This window comes from Curtobacterium sp. MCPF17_011, from assembly GCF_003234145.1.
GTDB lineage: Bacteria > Actinomycetota > Actinomycetes > Actinomycetales > Microbacteriaceae > Curtobacterium.
Genome location: NZ_QKSK01000001.1, coordinates 154,992 through 170,974 on the forward strand (window position 1 = coordinate 154,992; position 15,983 = coordinate 170,974).

The window sequence follows — 15,983 nt, forward strand, 5'->3', positions numbered from 1 at the left end:
GTAGCGCGGGCGACGCTACGCGCTCCGTTCTCGATACCCAAGCGTTCTGAGATCATCGTCCGATCTCCGCGGGAACCGGACCGCGCTTGTCCGTCGATGTGCCGACTTGGCAGCCGGCCGCCGGGAGCAGGAGGCTTGCGCTCGTTCGACTCACGAGAGAAGGCAACGATGCCTCACATGACCATCACCCTGCGACGGGCGGCGCTCGCGTCGTTCGCGGTGTTCGCCGCCGCGGTCCTGCCGATCGCGTCCGTCACGGCGCCACAGGCCGCCCACGCCGCGATCCCGTCAGCACCCACGGGCTTCACGCAGACCTGGAGCGACGACTTCACCGGCGCCGCCGGCACCGGACTCGACCAGGGGCAGTGGAAGTACGACACCGGACCGGGCAGCAGCTTCGGGACCGGTGAGATCGAGACCATGACGAGCAGCACGGCGAACGTCCGCCACGACGGTCAGGGCCACCTGGTGCTGCAGGCGCTGCACAGCGGCACGAACCCGTCGACCGGCTGGACCTCCGGCCGGGTGGAGACGCAGGCGGCCACCTTCGGGGCTGCTCCCGGCGGTGTGGTCCGGATCGAGTCCGTGCTGCAGCAGCCGAACGTCACCCCGGCGAACGGCATGGGCTACTGGCCCGCGTTCTGGATGCTCGGCGCGCCCCTCCGGTCCGGGGTCACCTGGCCCGGTTCCGGCGAGGTCGACATCATGGAGGACGTCAACGGCCGCAGTTCCGTCTTCAGCACCATCCACTGCGGCATCAACCCCGGCGGCCCCTGCAACGAGTCGACGGGCATCGGTTCGGGCGAACACGCCTGTGCCGGCTGCCAGACCGGGTTCCACGACTACGCGGTCGAGATCGACCGGTCGACGTCGCCGGAGCAGGTCCGCTTCTCTCTCGACGGAACGGTCTTCGCCACGGTGAAGGCGAACCAGGTCGATGCGACCACGTGGTCGAACGCCATCGACCACCCGTTCTTCATCATCTACGACCTGGCGATCGGCGGCGGCTTCCCGAACGCGTTCGGCGGTGGTCCGAACGCGTCGACCGCGTCCGGCGGTCAGCTCGTGATCGACTCCGTGGCGGTCTACAACAAGGGTCCGGTCGCCGGTGGTGGGACGGTCACCGGGCGGACCATCGCCGCGCCCGGGGGCACGTGCGTCGACGTCGCGGGTGACGACACCGGTGGTGACGGGTCCGCGGTGCAGCTCTGGGACTGCGCGGCGGCGGCGAAGGACCAGCACTGGACTGCCAGCGGGCAGACCCTGCAGACCCTCGGCAAGTGCCTCGACATCGCCGGAGGGGTGAGCGCCGCGGGCACGAAGCTCCAACTCGCGACTTGCAACGGCGGCGGCTACCAGAACTGGCTGGCGCAGTCGGACGGGTCGCTCCGGAACCCGACCAGCGGCCGGTGTGTCGACGCACCGGGCGGCGCCACGACGAACGGCACCCGGTTGCAGATCTGGGACTGCAACGGCACCCCAGCGCAGCGGTTCGTCCTCAGCTGAGCCGGGCCGGCCGGTCGGGGTCCGCGAATCAGGGTCCGGTCAGGGTCCCCGCTGGTCGGGCGTCAGAGCCTGATGCCCGACCAGCGGGGACCGGTGCCGGTCACCACCACTCGACGGGGTTCGTCGGGGACGTCGTCCGGATCGAGGTCGTCGCCGAGGTCGTCGCCACCGCCGGTCGGCCGGGTGATCTCGACGTCCAGGATGCTGTCGCTGACCCCGTCGACCATGCCGCGGCCCCACTCCACGACGACGATCGAGCCGTCCCAGTCGAGGTCCAGGTCGTCGAGCTCGACCGGGTCCGACAGCCGGTACGCGTCCACGTGCACCAGGTCCGGGCCGGCCGTGGTCGGGTGCGTCCGCGCGAGCACGAACGTCGGACTCGACACCTGCCCGCGCGCACCGAGCGCGGTGCCGAGGCCCCGCGTCATCGTGGTCTTGCCAGCGCCCAGCGGCCCGGTGAGGACGACCAGGTCGCCGGCCCGGAGCACCGCGGCGATCCGGGCACCGAGCGCCCCCATCTCGTCCGTCGTCGCGACCGTGGTGTCGAGGAGGACGGTCACGAGCGTTCGCCCCGCAGGTACTCCCCCACCCGACCCTCGCCGGAGTGCCCCTCGTGGACGCGCTGGACCCGGCTGCCGATCCGACAGACGATCTCCTCGCCGATGGTGTCGAGCGCACGCCCCCACTCGAGCACCGTGGACTCGCCGTCCTCGCCGGTGCCGAACAGCGTCACGGTGTCGCCCACCCGGACGTCGTCGTCTCCGACGTCGACCAGGAACTGGTCCATCGCGACCCGGCCGGCGATCGGGTAGCGGGTGTCGTTGATCGCGACCTCGATGCGTCCCTGTGCCACGCGGGGGACGCCGTCCGCGTAGCCGACGGGCACGAGCGCCAGGGTCGTCTCGGTGTCCGTGCGGTACGTGTAGTCGTAGGAGACGCCGGTACCGACCGGGACGCGCTTCGTCTTCGCCACGGACGCCGTCAGGGTCATCACGGGCGTCAGGCCGAGGTCGGCGGCGGACACTCCGTCGGCACCGGGGATGCCGAACAAGTTGGCGCCCATCCGGACCATGTCCTTCCGGAACTCCTTGCGTTCCAGGCCCGCGAGCGACGCGGCGACGTGCTCCCACCGGATGTCGAGCCCCAGGTCCTCGGCCTGCTCGACCATCGCGTCGAAGTGCGCCACTGCCGCGGCGTCGTCGGCGTCCGAGGACTCCGCCAGGTGTGTGTAGGCGGCGACGACCTCGATCCGGCCGTCGCGCTGGGCGTCGCGCGCCAGTTCCACCAGCGCGGTCCAGTCCGCCGCCGTCGCGCCGTCACGGTGCAGACCGCTGTCGACACCCAGGTGCACGCGGGCCGGTCGCTGGTCCACCGCGTCGACGATGCGGCGCAGCTCGGCGACGTTCGAGACACCGAGGTCGACGGCGGAGTCGATCGCGTCGCGGAAGTCCAGCCCCGGGTCGTGCTGCCAGGTGAACAGGTGGACGTCCTCGCCGACGCCGATCGCGCGCAGCCGCAGCGCTGCCGGCACCGTCAGCACCCCGATCCACCGGATCCCCGCGTCGACCGCGGTCAGCGCGATCGGTTCGAGGCCGTGGCCGTACGCGTCGGCCTTCATGATCGCCATCACCTCGACCGGGTCCATCCAGGACCGGACGAGATCGAGGTTGGCACGGTAGGCGTCCAGGTCGATGACCGCCCGGCGCAGTCCTGCGCTCACGTCGTCCTCCGTTCGACGCTGCGGCCGACGCGGGCGACCACCTCGTAGTTGATGGTGCCGATCGCATCGGCCCACTCCTCGACCGCGGGGTCGCCGTTCGCCGGGTCGCCCCAGAGCACGACCTCGTCCCCGATCGCGACGTCCGCGTCCCCGATGTCGATGTGCATCGCGTTCATGGCCACCCGGCCGACGACCGGGAATCGGCGGTCCCCGATCCGCACCGAGACGTGGTTGCCGTAGGCGCGGTCGAAGCCGTCGGCGTAGCCGAGCCCGATGACCGCGAGCCGGGTGTCCTGCTCGGCGCGCCAGGTGTACCCGTACGAGACGCCGTCCCCGGCGGGCACGGCGACCGTCCGCAGCACCGCGGCGGTCACCCGCATCGCCGGCCGCAGCCCGAGTTCAGCGGAGGTGCGGTCCGGGAACGGGCTGAGTCCGTAGAGCGCCAGGCCGACCCGGGTCAGGTCCCGTCGGGTCTCCGGCAGCGCCAGGCTGCCCGCGCTGGCCGCGAGGTGCACGACGTCGGGGCGGATGCCGACCGCCGCGAGGCCGTCGAGCGCCCGCTGCAGCGCCGCGTCCTGGTCCAGGTCGTCCGAGCGCGATGCGTTCGACAGGTGCGACATCACCCCCTCGATCCGGGTGCGGTCGCCGCCGCGGGACAGTGCGGCTGCGGTGGCGAACAACTCGGGCCACTCGGACTCCACCGCACCGTTGCGGCTGAGGCCGGTGTCCACGACCAGGTGCACCTCGGGGACGTCGGCGTCGGCCGCGGTGGAGAGCTGCTCGACGCTGGAGACCGCCGGGGTGATGCCGTACCGGGCCGCACGACGGAAGTCCTCGTCGGGGGCGTGCAACCACGCCAGGATCCGGACGCCCTCGTCGATGCCGGCCTCGCGGAGTGCCACCGCCTCGTCGAGGTCCGCGACCCCGAGCCAGTCCGCACCCGCGTCCACCAGGGCCCGGGCGACCTCGACGGCGCCGTGCCCGTACGCGTCCGCCTTCACCACCGCGACGACGCCGGCCGGAGCCACCTGTTCCGCGACCGTGGCGTAGTTGGCGATCAACGCCTCCCGGTCGACGGTCACCCCCGTGAACGCGCTCACGCGATCGGTCCTTCCGTTGCGGGCCGGTCCCGGCCCTCGATGACGACGAACGCCGTCGCGATCCCACCGTCGTGCGACAGCGAGAGGTGCACGTGCGCGACGCCGCGCTCGTCGGCGACCCGCTGGGCGCCCTGGTGCAGGGTGAGGGACGGGTTCCGCTGGTCGTCGGCGACGACCTCGAGTTCCCGCCAGCTCAGGCCGGCGCTCGACCCGAAGGCCTTGATCAACGCCTCCTTCGCCGCGAACCGGGCGGCGAGCGATGCCACCGGGCGCGGCTCACCGTCCCGCAGCTGCTCGGCGTCGGTGAACAGCCGCGACCGCATCGCGGGGGTCCGTGTCAGGACCCGCTCGAACCGTTCCAGGTCGACCACGTCGACCCCGATGCCGATGATCATCGCCGACTACTCGACGGTGACCGACTTCGCGAGGTTGCGTGGCTGGTCCACGTCGAGCCCCTTCGCGGCCGCGAGCTCCATGCCGAACATGTGCAGCGGGGCGACGGCGAGCAGGGGCTCGAACAGCGGCGTCGCGAGCGGGATCCGCAGGACCTCGTCGGCGAAGGGCAGCACCGCGGCGTCGCCCTCTTCCGCGATCGCGATCACCCGGGCACCGCGGGCGCGGATCTCCTGGATGTTCGACACGACCTTCGGGTGCAGCGAGCGGGCGTCACGCGGTGACGGCACGATCACGAAGACGATCTGGCCGGGCTCGATCAGTGCGATCGGGCCGTGCTTGAGCTCACCGGCGGCGAAGCCCTCGGCGTGGATGTAGGCGAGCTCCTTGAGCTTGAGCGCACCCTCGAGTGCGATCGGGTACCCGACGTGGCGCCCGAGGAACAGCACGCTGCGGGTGTCGGCCATCCACTTGGCGAGCTCGGCGACCCCGGCGGCGTCCTCGATGGTCTGCTGGAGCTTGGCGGGCAAGCCCTCGAGCTCGGCGACCTGCTCGGCGATCTGCTCGGCGGTCAGCGTGCCCCGGAGTGTGGCGAGGTGCAGCCCGAGCAGGTAGAGCGCGACGCCCTGGGCCAGGAACGCCTTCGTCGACGCCACGGCGACCTCGGGGCCGGCGTGCGTGTAGATCACCGCGTCGGACTCGCGCGGGATCGTCGCGCCCTGGGTGTTGCAGATCGAGAGGACCTGGGCGCCCTGCTCGCGCGCGTACTTGACGGCCATCAGCGTGTCCATGGTCTCGCCGGACTGGCTGATCGAGACGACGAGCGTGCGGTCGTTCAACACCGGGTCGCGGTAGCGGAACTCGTGGGCGAGCTCGACCTCCACCGGGATCCGGGACCACTGCTCGATCGCGTACTTGCCGAGCATGCCGGCGTAGGCCGCGGTGCCGCAGGCGATGACGATGACGCGGTCGACCTGCTGCAACCGCTCGGCGATCGGGTCGAGGTCGGTCAGGGTGACCGCACCCTCGTGCACGCGGCCGAGGACCGTGTTGCGCACGGCCTCGGGCTCCTCGCTGATCTCCTTCGCCATGAAGGAGGACCAGCCGCCCTTGTCCGCGGCCGAGGCGTCCCAGTTCACCTCGAACTCGTTGCGGTCGGCGGGGGTTCCGTCGAAGTGGATGACGTCCACGCCGTCGGGGCGGATCGTCGCGATCTCGTCCTGCCCGATCGCGAGCGCGCGCTGCGTGTGGGCGACGAACGCGGCGACGTCGGAGCCCATGAAGTTCTCGCCGTCGCCCAGGCCCACCACGAGGGGCGAGTTGCGACGGGCGCCGACGACGACGCCGGGCTGGTCGGCGTGCACGACGAGGAGCGTGAAGGCGCCGTCGAGGCGGGCGACCGTGCGACGCATCGCCTCGGTCAGGTCGTGGGTGTCGCGGAACTCGCGCGCGACGAGGTGTGCCGCGACCTCGGAGTCGGTCTCGCTGTGGAACACGACGCCCTCGGCCAGCAGTTCGTCCTTCAGCGGGGCGAAGTTCTCGATGATGCCGTTGTGGATCAGCGCGAGCTTGCCGCCGTCCGCCAGGTGCGGGTGCGCGTTCTCGTCCGTCGGGCCGCCGTGCGTCGCCCAGCGTGTGTGGCCGATGCCGGTGCCGCCGTCCGCGATCGGGTTCGTGTCGAGCTCGTCGACGAGCATCTGGAGCTTGCCGGCCTTCTTCGCCGAGGTCAGGTCCCCGGACGGGTCGACCACGGCGATGCCGGCCGAGTCGTAGCCGCGGTACTCGAGGCGCCGGAGGCCCCCGAGGAGGACGTCCGTGCTGCTGTTGCTGCCGACGTATCCGACGATTCCACACATGGGATCGATCCTACGGGCAGCGCGGGGAGCACCCTGCGAACCGCACGGCGGGTGGGGATAGCCTCCGGAGATGGGACGCTTCGACGACATCGAGATCACCACCATCAAGGGCGAGACCACCACGTTCGGCAGCTTCGGTGACAAGGCGGTGCTCGTGGTGAACGTCGCCTCGCGCTGCGGCCTCGCTCCGCAGTACGAACAGCTCGAGGAACTGCAGCGCACGTACGGTCCGCGGGGCTTCACCGTGCTGGGCTTCCCGAGCAACCAGTTCCTGCAGGAACTCGGCTCGTCCGAGGCCATCGAGGAGTACTGCTCGACCACCTGGGGCGTCAGCTTCCCGATGTCCGAGAAGGTCAAGGTGAACGGCCGCTCGGCGCACCCGCTCTACCGCGAACTCACCCAGGCTGCGGACGCCTCTGGCAAGGCCGGACGGGTCATCTGGAACTTCGAGAAGTTCCTCGTCGCCCCGGACGGCACGGTCACGCGCTTCCGCCCGACGGTCAAGCCGGACGCCCCCGAGGTGGTCGCCGCCATCGAGGCGGCGCTCCCCGCCTGATCGGCACCGGCACCGGCACCGGCACACGCATCCTGACGGGAGGCCCGTCCACCGCCGTCGACGTCGCTGACCGGTGACGCGCCTCCCGGCTGAGTACGCTCGATCCCATGCCGATCCCGGAGACGACCGTCGCGCACCCCACCCCCTTCGTGGAGATCCCCCGGGACGAGTGGTCGCAGCTCGCGCCGAAGGAGCACCTCTCACTCACGGAGACCGAGATCGTGCAGTTGCGCGGCTTGGGCGACCGGCTCGACATCACCGAGGTGCAGGACGTGTACCTGCCGCTCTCCCGGCTGTTGACGCTGTACGCCGCCGGCGCGCGGGACCTGCACGCGGAGACCAGCCGTTTCCTCGGTGAACGCGCCGGCCGGACGCCGTTCGTGATCGGCGTCGCCGGGTCGGTGGCCGTCGGCAAGAGCACCGTCGCGCGTCTGCTCCGTGAGCTCACGAAGCGCTGGCCGGACACCCCGCGGGTGGAGCTCGTGACCACCGACGGGTTCCTGTACCCGAACGCCGAGCTCGAACGCCGCGGGATCATGGACCGGAAGGGCTTCCCGGAGTCGTACGACCGCCGCTCCCTACTGCGCTTCGTCAGCCAGGTGAAGAGCGGCGCCACCGAGGTCCGGGCGCCGTACTACTCGCACCTGGTCTACGACATCGTGCCGGACGCCGAGATCGTCGTGCGGCAGCCGGACATCCTCATCGTCGAGGGGCTCAACGTGCTCGCGCCGCCGGTGCACGGGCGGCTCGCGCTGAGCGACCTGTTCGACTTCACCATCTACGTCGACGCCAAGACCAAGGACATCGAGTCCTGGTACGTCGACCGGTTCCTGGCGTTGCAGGAGCAGGCGTTCTCGAGCCCGGACTCGTTCTTCCACCGCTTCGCCGCGCTGTCCCGGGAGGACGCGGTGCAGACCGCCACCGGGGTCTGGCGAGCGATCAACGAGCCGAACCTCCTCGAGAACGTGCTGCCCACGCGTTCCCGGGCGACCCTCGTGCTGAAGAAGGCCGCCGACCACAAGGTGACGAGCGTCCTGCTCCGCAAGATCTGACGCGCGGCGGCGCAGGTGGCCGCGGCCGCGCGGTGTCCGCCGTCTCCGCACAACAGAAGCCCGTCGGAACCACGCGCGTGCACGGTTCGGACGGGCTTCTGTTGCGCGGAGACGAACCACGCCATCGGACGCAGGGCGCGGGCCGCAGGGCGCGGGCCGCGCGCTAGGCGGCCTCGAGCGTCAGGCGCTCCCGGACGACGTCCGCGAGCTCCTCGGCGACGCGCTGGGCGTCCTCCTGGGAGGCGGCCTCGACCATCACGCGGACGACCGGCTCGGTACCGGAGGGGCGCAGCAGCACCCGGCCGGTGTCGCCCAGCGCCAGCGTGGCGGCAGCGATCGCGTCCTGCACGCCCTGGTCCTGCAGTCCGTGCCGGTCCACGCCCTTGACGTTGAGCAGCACCTGCGGGAACACGGTCATGCACGCCGCCAGCTCGCCGAGCGTCTTGCCGGTGCGGGCCATCTCGGCGACGAGGTGGAGGCCCGTCAGGACCCCGTCGCCCGTCGTCGCGTAGTCGTTGAAGATGATGTGGCCGGACTGCTCGCCGCCGAGCGAGTAGCCGCCCTCGGTCATCTTCTCGAGCACGTAGCGGTCGCCGACGCCGGCCTCGATCACGGTGATGCCCGCGTCCGCCATCGCCCGCTTGAGCCCGAGGTTCGACATCACCGTCGCGACGAGGGTGTCGTCGATCAGTCGGCCGCGTTCCTTGAGGGACAGCGCGAGGATCGCCATGATCTGGTCGCCGTCCACCGCGTTGCCCTCGGCGTCCACCGCCAGGCACCGGTCCGCGTCGCCGTCGTGCGCGATGCCGACGTCGGCTCCGGCCTCGAGGACCGCACGAGCCAGGTTGTCGATGTGGGTCGAGCCGACACCGTCGTTGATGTTGATGCCGTTCGGGTCGGCACCGATCAGCGTCACCTTCGCGCCGGCGTTGACGAACACCTCGGGCGAGACCCCGGAGGCTGCCCCGTTCGCGCAGTCGAGCACGACGTGGATGCCGTCGAGCCGGTGCGGCAGCGTGCCGAGCAGGTGCACGACGTAGCGGTCCTCGGCGTCGGCGAACCGCGTGATGCGCCCGACTTCGGCACCCGTCGGGGTGGGTGCGGACTGGTCGTGCATGGCCGCTTCGATGCGGTCCTCGACCTCGTCCGGCAGCTTGCGGCCGCCAGCGGCGAAGAACTTGATCCCGTTGTCCGGCGCGGGGTTGTGCGACGCCGAGATCATCACGCCGAAGTCGGCGTCGATGTCCGCGACGAGGTACGCCGCTGCGGGCGTGGGGATGACCCCGGCGTCGAGGACGTCGACGCCGGCGGAGGCGAGCCCGGCTGCAACGGCAGCACCCAGGAACTCGCCGGAGACGCGCGGGTCGCGCGCGAGCACGGCCTTGGGGCGCGTGCGACCGGACGCTCGACGAGCGTCCGCATGGTGTCCGTGCGTGAGCACGGCCGCGCTCGCCTGGGCAAGGCCCAGTGCGAGCGCGGCCGTCAACTCGCCGTTGGCGAGGCCACGAACGCCGTCGGTACCGAACAGACGCGGCATGCGATCTCCCGCCGTCAGGCGATCAGCGCTTCGAGAACTGCGACGCCTTGCGGGCCTTCTTGAGACCGGCCTTCTTGCGCTCGATGACGCGGGCGTCACGGGTGAGGAAGCCGGCCTTCTTGAGGGCCGCGCGGTTGTTCTCGCGGTCGATCTCGTTCAGGGTGCGGGCGATGGCGAGACGCAGTGCGCCGGCCTGACCCGAGGGGCCGCCACCCGTGATGCGGGCGGTGACGTCGTACGAGCCGAGGAGCTCGAGGACCTTGAACGGGTCGTTGATCAGCTGCTGGTGCAGCTTGTTCGGGAAGTAGTCCTCGAGGGAGCGGCCGTTCACGACGAACGTGCCGGAGCCCGGGACGAGACGGACGCGGGCGATGGCCTCCTTGCGGCGACCGACGGCACCGCCCGAGACGTTGAGGATCTGACGGGGAGCCGCCTCCGACGCGACGGGCGCGCTCTCGGTGGTGAAGGTCTCCGGGGTCTGGTCGATGGAGTCAGCGATCTGAGCCATGAGTGTTTTCTCGTTCCTGGAAGTCGTCGTGGCCGCTGTTACTGCGAGACCTGGTCGAAGGTGTACGGCTTGGGCTGCTGCGCCGCGTGGGGGTGCTCAGCGCCTGCGTAGACCTTGAGCTTCTTGAGCTGCTCGCGACCGAGGGTGTTCTTCGGCAGCATGCCTCGGATCGCCTTCTCGACGGCGCGGGTCGGGTGCTTCTCCAGCATCTCCGGGTAGGTGGTGGCCGTGAGGCCGCCCGGGTAACCGGAGTGGCGGTAGTAGACCTTCTTGGCGAGCTTCGACCCGGTCAGGGCGACCTTGTCGGCGTTCACGATGATGACGTAGTCACCCATGTCCATGTGCTGGGCGAAGGTGGCCTTGTGCTTGCCGCGGAGGAGGGCGGCGACGTGCGAAGCGAGGCGGCCGAGCACGACGTCGGTCGCGTCGATGACGATCCAGTCGTGCTGGACGTCTGCCGGCTTCGGGGAGAACGTACGAGTCACAGGAGTACTGCTTTCGTGTCGAGGTGAGGAGTCCGTGAATCCCACTCCGGTGGGCGTTCCCGCGGGCAGATGCCCGGTGAACGACCCGGTGGAGGGCCCATCTGACTGTCTGGCGCAACAGAGCGCGCAGACCAAGAGATGAGCCTAGTCGACGCCGGAGAGTCGGGTCAACCGCGGCCACTCCACGGTGACGACGGACAGGAGGCTCCCCACCGGTCACGGCCGGCCCGCCGCTGGCGCGTCGCTCCGGAACCGGCCGGTGTGGGCCCAGGTGCGGGTCCGACCCGCACCGCACCTCCCGTCAGGTGGTCGCGTCAGCGCCACCTCCAGGTGGTCGCGTCAGCGCACCGTCACTCGGTGTCGCCGGCCGCCGACCGGCGGCGTCGGACCGCCAGGAGCCCGCCACCGGCGGCGAGGAGCGCGAGCGCCGCCGCGACGCCGCCCCCGATCTCCGCACCCGTGAAGGCGAGGCCACCCGTGCCCGGACCCGACGTCCCGCCGCTGCCGACACCGGCGCCGGGGAACAGCCCCGTGCCACCGGCACCGGAGCCGTCGACCGGCGTCGGGACCGGGCTCGCGGTCGGGTCACCCGCACCCGGGGCGGGGGCGGGGGTCGGCGCCGGGGTGGGGTCCGGCGTCGGAGCAGGCGTCGGCGCGGAGGTCGGGTCGGGCGTCGGCTCCGGGTCGACCGGCGCGTCGGCGACGTCGAACCCGACGAGGATCGGGTCGTGGTCGCTCGCGCGGTACACGTCGTTCGTGTACAGGTCCGAGACGTTGACGTTGTAGCGGCTGTACTCCAGGCCCACCGACTCGGTCGAGTTGATGTTCCAGATGTCCACGCCAGTCACGCTCGCGAGCGCTGCCGGGGAGGCCAGCACGTGGTCGAGCGACCCGCTCAACCCGCTGAACACGTACGAGTACTCGGTGCGGTCGCGGGCCGGGGCGAGGTCCGTGTACCCGGCGTCGCGGAGGACGACCATCGGGTCCTCCTCGCTGTAGGCGTTGAAGTCGCCGAGCATGAACACCTTGTCGGTGTCGTAGCGGTCCTGCATCGCGGTGGAGAACGTCGTCAGGGCCGTCGCCTGGCGGACGCGGTCCGCGTTCGACGCTCCCTGGCCGTCGCCCTGGTCGGCGTTCTCGCCGGTGCCGGAGCCCTTCGACTTGAAGTGGTTCGCGATGACCAGGAAGTCGTCGTCCGCGGTGCCGCCGACCGGGCGGAAAGCGTCCGCGACCGGCTGGCGGGCGTTCGTGAACGCGGGGTCGAGCAGGATCGTCGACTCGCCGGTGGGCGCGACGCGGGCCTTCTTGTAGATGAGGGCGAGGCGGATGACGTCCTCACTGCTCGGCAGGACGGACGGGGACGGGACGAAGGCCCAGGTGTCGGAGCCGGTCGCGGCGTTGAGCGCCGTGACGAGGGTGCCCACGGCGGCGTCGCGGTCCTGGCCGAAGCGGGCGGAGTTCTCGATCTCCTCGAGCGAGACGACGTCGGCGTCCAGCCCGTTGATCGCCTTGACGATCTTCACCTGCTGGCGGTCGAGGTCCTCCTGCTCGGCGGCACCGCGGGCGTCGCAGCCGGAGTTCACCGTGATCGGGTCACCGACGCGGTCCGTGTAGTACGTGCACCCGGTGAGCTCGTCGCCCGTGGTCGGGAAGTAGTTGAGCACGTTGAAACCGGCGAGCTTGAGGTCCCCGCCGACCGCGGCGGGCGCGGTGGAGCGGACGTCCGAGAACGACACCGGCAGGTCCGCCGCCGCCGTGGCACCGGTGACCGGCGTCGTCGGCTGGAACTTCCACGCGTCGTTCCGGAAGTCCAGGACGACCGGTGCCGAGAAGGTCGCGGTCGCGCCGACGGTCACCGGGCCGGCGTTCGTCAGCCACGGCACCGGGATCGACCGTGCGGACTGGTCGGCGCCGTCGCGGGGCAGGAAGTTCGTGCTCGCACCGTCGTCGAGCGTGACCGACCGGGCGGCGTTGTCGGCCGCGACTGCCGCGGCCTCGGCGCTGCCGGGGCGGGCGACCTCGGTCGGCTGCAGGAGTCGACCGGAGCCCGTCGCGAGCACGATCTCGCCGTACTGGTTCGTCGTGTAGTTGTCGGCGACCGTGTACCCGCCCTGCGGGGCCACGAGCATGCTCTCGAGCGTCTCGCGCTGCGCGTCGGTGCGCGGGAAGGCGACGGCGGCGGGCAGCGGTGCGACGGCCGGCGTCGTCAGCTCGGTCAGGTCCGCGGTGCTCGCCACGGTGAGCTCGGTGAGGCCGGAGAACTCGGACACGGCGCCGGTGACCTGCACGTGGTCGCCGATCGCGACGAGCCCGGCGGTCACGGCGGAGTAGACGTAGAGCCCGTCGGAGGCGGTCCGGTTGGCGGGGTCGACCGCGCCGCCCGTCCCCGGCGTCTGGATCGTGTACCCGTTCAGCCCTCCCGTCGCGTAGACGGCGGTGACGACACCGCTCGTGGTGACGGTCTTCCCGACGAGGGGCGACGTGTCCGTCGTGCCCTGGACCTCGGGGATCGTCGCGGCGACGGCCGGGGTCGGCGGCGGCGTGGTGCCGCCGCCCGGCGCCGGGGTGGTCCCGCCGCCGGCGGTCTGCCCGGCGGCGTTCCGCGGCGTCACGGTCGCGGTGACCGTGAAGTCGGTCGCGTTCACGTCGGTGTCCGCGGTGCCCTGTCGGACCAGGGCGTTCGGGACGGGGTTGCCGCCGTCGACGGTGCGGACCGCGCCCTCGTACGTGTTCGAGGCGCCGTAGCCGAGCAGGTCGACGACCCCCGCGGTGCCCGTGCCGACCGGGCCGGCGGGCAGCGTCAGCGCGGCCGTGCGGTCGGCGAGGACGAGCGTGCCGGTGGTGCCGGACGGGTTGAGCGACGCGGTGTCGTCCGCCGTGGGCAGGGCCGCGCCGACCGCGGTGGCCCCGCCGTTCCCGGCCATGGACACCAGGAACGTGCCGTTCGCCGGGACGGTGCCCTCGAGGGTGCTCGTGCTGAACGCCCCGGTGCCGGTGGCCGAGCGGTACTGCAGCGACCAGCCGTCGAGGCTGACCGGGACGGCGGTCGGGTTCGCGATCTCGACGAACTTCTCGTTGAAGAACGCGTTCGCGCTGCCGCCCTTGAGGTAAGCCTCGGCGATGACGAGCCCCGTGCCCGCGGGGTCTGCGGTCGCAGCGGTGACGGTGACGAGCGGTGCTGCGACGAGTGTCGCGGCAGCCGTGGCGCACAGCAGGGTGCGGCCGACGGTTCGTGGCATGGAAACCTCTGGTTCGGAGTCGGGAGGGACCTCGCCACGCTACGGACTTGTGGGGACGCTCAGGTTACGGGGACGTGAAGTTCTGCCCCCGCACGGGGGACAGAAGGAGCGGTCTCCAGATGCACGCGGACACCGCACGGAGCCACCCGTCACAGGTCGGAGAGCATGCGCAGCACGGTCGTCCCGACCGCAATGACGTACCACCCGACGAGGTTCCCGCGCTTCCGCGCGAGCACCAGCGAACACCCCATGACGACCAAGGTCGCTCCGGCCGCGATCCCGCGGATCACCAGGCTCTGGCCCGTCACGCCGATCACGCAGCAGCCCAGGGTCGCCAGCACCACCAGGAGCCCCAGTGCCGCTCTGCGGCCCCGGTCCCGACGGATCGGTCGAGGAGCCTCACTCACGTCGCCACCCGCTCCGCACGTACCCAGCCGGCCAGGACGGGGAGGACGATCCAGATCAGACCCGAGGTGACGGCGGGGAGGACATCGGCTTCACCCGTCAACCCGCTCTGCACCGTGCCGAACCGGATGTACGCAGTCCACGCCCCGAGCGCCGCGAGGACCACGTCGAGCACGAGCGTCACCGCGAGCACACTCACCAGCCCGAGCGGGAGCGAACGCGACGTCGCGCCGATGCCGAAGCCGGACACCGCGGACGAGAACGTCAGAGCAGCCAACTGCACGACGGGATGGACGGCTTCCAGCGACGCGGCTCGACCGCCGAGCAGGACGGCCACCCCGGCCCCGACGACCCCGACGAGTACGGCGAAGAGGACCACAGCGGCGATGAGCACGCCACACGCTGCGAGTCGCGCGAGGTACATGGCCGACCGGGATCGTCCCGCCAACAGACCGTCGCGCTCACCGCCGCACGAGGCGTCGCCCACACCGACCACGACCCCGACCACCGATGCAGCCAGCGCGACGGGGAGCCCGGTGGTCACCAGGACCTCCCCGACCGTGAAGCTGGCCGCACGCGTGACGAGCGACACACTCAGAGCGCAGCACACGACGACGAGCAACGCCAGCACACCGAAACCGACCAGGGCGCCCACCGTGTCGACACGCTTGCGGACCTCGAGCGTCGCGACACCGACGAAGCCGATCACGCAACGACCTCCGACTCGAACTCCGCCGTGGAGACCTCGTCGTAGAGCGCCTGCAGAGACCTCCGGGCCGGTACCACCGAGAGGACGTCGACGCCGACCTCCACTGCCATTCGCACGGCTTCCGCCGCACTGATCGGGAGGTGGACCACGCGGCCGTCGACGACCGGCTCGATCCCTCGCTCGGCCACGGCCTCCAGGAAGTCCGTCGCGTTCCCGACCCGTACCTCGCACGCCTCGGTCTCGACGGACACCACCGGCTCGACGCGGACGACCCTCCCCTGGCTCACGATGACGGCGACGTCGATCATCGTCTCGAGTTCACCGAGGAGGTGGCTCGACACGACGACCGTCACTCCGGCGTTCCGGAGGTCGGACACGACAGCCCGGAGCCACCCGATGCCGTTCGGATCGAGTCCGTTCATCGGCTCGTCGAAGAGGACGAGGGACGGTGATCCGAGGAGCGCCACACCGATCGCGAGTCGCACCTTCATACCGAGCGACAGCGCCCTGACCCGACGCCCCAGGACGGCGTGGAGACCCACGCGACGCGCCGTCTCGTCGACCGCTGAGCGATCGCTGCCCACGAAACGGGCTCGGAGCAGCAGCGTCTCCCGGACGGTCCTGCCGCGGTGCAGGTCTCCGTCCCCGAAGACGGCCCCGACCGCCTCGCCGCGCTGCCACGGCGATCCGGTGAGAGCACCGTGGTCGATGCGCACGAGGCCCGCGAGGACGGCGAGGAGCGTGGACTTCCCGGCGCCGTTCGGGCCGACCAGACCGTACACACGGCCTGGCTGCAGTTCGACGGACACGTCCTGGAGACGAGGTCGGTCGTGGCCACGAAGGCCGACGTCCCGGAGTTGGATCATTGCTCGTTCCTTCCGACTCGGGGCGGCGGCCCGGGCTGGCCCGGACCGCCG

15 protein-coding genes are annotated in these 15,983 nt (G+C 71.3%); 3 read left to right on the plus strand and 12 right to left on the minus strand.

The genetic code is table 11. The features are described from left to right. Nucleotides 1-177 precede the first annotated feature (177 nt). A complete protein-coding gene (locus tag DEJ25_RS00730) occupies nt 178-1,506 on the plus strand; it encodes a glycoside hydrolase family 16 protein (RefSeq protein ID WP_220033145.1) in 1,329 nt (442 codons plus the stop codon). Nucleotides 1,507-1,568: 62 nt separating this feature from the next. Here the strand turns inward: DEJ25_RS00730 and tsaE are convergent, their stop codons facing one another. The 5 genes from tsaE to glmS are packed head-to-tail and all read right to left on the minus strand — an operon-like array spanning nt 1,569 to nt 6,575. Continuing rightward, on the minus strand, nt 1,569-2,024 hold the full coding sequence (gene tsaE, locus DEJ25_RS00735; RefSeq protein ID WP_110903594.1) for a tRNA (adenosine(37)-N6)-threonylcarbamoyltransferase complex ATPase subunit type 1 TsaE: 456 nt from the start codon (nt 2,022-2,024) through the stop codon (nt 1,569-1,571). Nucleotides 2,025-2,062: 38 nt separating this feature from the next. Next, a complete protein-coding gene (alr, locus tag DEJ25_RS00740; RefSeq protein ID WP_181427311.1) occupies nt 2,063-3,226 on the minus strand; it encodes an alanine racemase in 1,164 nt (387 codons plus the stop codon). Beyond that, on the minus strand, nt 3,223-4,326 hold the full coding sequence (alr, locus tag DEJ25_RS00745) for an alanine racemase (protein ID WP_111043477.1): 1,104 nt from the start codon (nt 4,324-4,326) through the stop codon (nt 3,223-3,225). The genes alr (DEJ25_RS00740) and alr (DEJ25_RS00745) overlap by 4 nt, the downstream gene beginning before the upstream one ends. After that, entirely contained in the window at nt 4,323-4,721 is a 399-nt protein-coding gene (locus DEJ25_RS00750) for a holo-ACP synthase (protein ID WP_111043478.1), read from the minus strand. The genes alr (DEJ25_RS00745) and DEJ25_RS00750 overlap by 4 nt, the downstream gene beginning before the upstream one ends. A gap of 6 nt (nt 4,722-4,727) precedes the next feature. Continuing rightward, complete coding sequence (gene glmS / locus DEJ25_RS00755; protein WP_110903534.1) at nt 4,728-6,575, minus strand: glutamine--fructose-6-phosphate transaminase (isomerizing); 1,848 nt, start codon at nt 6,573-6,575, stop codon at nt 4,728-4,730. A gap of 70 nt (nt 6,576-6,645) precedes the next feature. On the opposite strand from glmS, the gene DEJ25_RS00760 reads away from it, so the two are divergent. Both DEJ25_RS00760 and coaA read left to right on the plus strand, forming a co-directional pair. Next, the gene (locus tag DEJ25_RS00760; protein WP_110903535.1) at nt 6,646-7,131 is read left to right on the plus strand and encodes a glutathione peroxidase; all 486 of its coding nucleotides are present in this window, start codon (nt 6,646-6,648) and stop codon (nt 7,129-7,131) included. Between the two features lie 107 nt (nt 7,132-7,238). Beyond that, nucleotides 7,239-8,183 carry a type I pantothenate kinase gene (gene coaA, locus DEJ25_RS00765; protein WP_110903536.1) on the plus strand — a complete coding sequence of 315 codons (945 nt, stop codon included), beginning with the start codon at nt 7,239-7,241 and terminating at the stop codon, nt 8,181-8,183. Nucleotides 8,184-8,346: 163 nt separating this feature from the next. Here coaA and glmM read toward each other — a convergent pair whose 3' ends face one another. The 7 genes from glmM to DEJ25_RS00800 form a co-directional block, all read right to left on the minus strand. Next, nucleotides 8,347-9,720, minus strand: a complete 1,374-nt coding sequence (gene glmM / locus DEJ25_RS00770) for a phosphoglucosamine mutase (protein ID WP_110903537.1) — start codon at nt 9,718-9,720, stop codon at nt 8,347-8,349. A 22-nt stretch (nt 9,721-9,742) separates the two neighbouring features. Continuing rightward, nucleotides 9,743-10,228, minus strand: a complete 486-nt coding sequence (gene rpsI, locus DEJ25_RS00775; protein ID WP_110903538.1) for a 30S ribosomal protein S9 — start codon at nt 10,226-10,228, stop codon at nt 9,743-9,745. A 38-nt stretch (nt 10,229-10,266) separates the two neighbouring features. Further along, nucleotides 10,267-10,713: a 50S ribosomal protein L13 gene (gene rplM / locus DEJ25_RS00780; protein WP_110824221.1), complete on the minus strand. Its 447-nt coding sequence runs from the start codon at nt 10,711-10,713 to the stop codon at nt 10,267-10,269. Nucleotides 10,714-11,063: 350 nt separating this feature from the next. Beyond that, nucleotides 11,064-13,952, minus strand: coding sequence for an ExeM/NucH family extracellular endonuclease (locus DEJ25_RS00785; RefSeq protein WP_181427312.1), 2,889 nt, complete (start codon nt 13,950-13,952; stop codon nt 11,064-11,066). Nucleotides 13,953-14,101: 149 nt separating this feature from the next. Continuing rightward, nucleotides 14,102-14,359: a hypothetical protein gene (locus DEJ25_RS00790; protein WP_146236716.1), complete on the minus strand. Its 258-nt coding sequence runs from the start codon at nt 14,357-14,359 to the stop codon at nt 14,102-14,104. Beyond that, the gene (locus DEJ25_RS00795; RefSeq protein ID WP_110903541.1) at nt 14,356-15,066 is read right to left on the minus strand and encodes a hypothetical protein; all 711 of its coding nucleotides are present in this window, start codon (nt 15,064-15,066) and stop codon (nt 14,356-14,358) included. The genes DEJ25_RS00790 and DEJ25_RS00795 overlap by 4 nt, the downstream gene beginning before the upstream one ends. Beyond that, nucleotides 15,063-15,932, minus strand: a complete 870-nt coding sequence (locus DEJ25_RS00800; protein ID WP_111043480.1) for an ATP-binding cassette domain-containing protein — start codon at nt 15,930-15,932, stop codon at nt 15,063-15,065. The genes DEJ25_RS00795 and DEJ25_RS00800 overlap by 4 nt, the downstream gene beginning before the upstream one ends. Nucleotides 15,933-15,983: the final 51 nt, after the last annotated feature.

Bases quoted from the DNA above. Each gene is read 5' to 3' on its own strand.
- DEJ25_RS00800 (WP_111043480.1), bottom strand. From the start codon at position 15,932: ATGATCCAACTCCGGGACGTCGGCCTTCGTGGCCACGACCGACCTCGT.
- rpsI (WP_110903538.1), bottom strand. From the start codon at position 10,228: ATGGCTCAGATCGCTGACTCCATCGACCAGACCCCGGAGACCTTCACC.
- DEJ25_RS00750 (WP_111043478.1), bottom strand. From the start codon at position 4,721: ATGATCATCGGCATCGGGGTCGACGTGGTCGACCTGGAACGGTTCGAG.
- glmS (WP_110903534.1), bottom strand. From the start codon at position 6,575: ATGTGTGGAATCGTCGGATACGTCGGCAGCAACAGCAGCACGGACGTC.
- DEJ25_RS00730 (WP_220033145.1), top strand. From the start codon at position 178: ATGACCATCACCCTGCGACGGGCGGCGCTCGCGTCGTTCGCGGTGTTC.
- DEJ25_RS00785 (WP_181427312.1), bottom strand. From the start codon at position 13,952: ATGCCACGAACCGTCGGCCGCACCCTGCTGTGCGCCACGGCTGCCGCG.
- DEJ25_RS00760 (WP_110903535.1), top strand. From the start codon at position 6,646: ATGGGACGCTTCGACGACATCGAGATCACCACCATCAAGGGCGAGACC.
- tsaE (WP_110903594.1), bottom strand. From the start codon at position 2,024: ATGGGGGCGCTCGGTGCCCGGATCGCCGCGGTGCTCCGGGCCGGCGAC.
- coaA (WP_110903536.1), top strand. From the start codon at position 7,239: ATGCCGATCCCGGAGACGACCGTCGCGCACCCCACCCCCTTCGTGGAG.
- glmM (WP_110903537.1), bottom strand. From the start codon at position 9,720: ATGCCGCGTCTGTTCGGTACCGACGGCGTTCGTGGCCTCGCCAACGGC.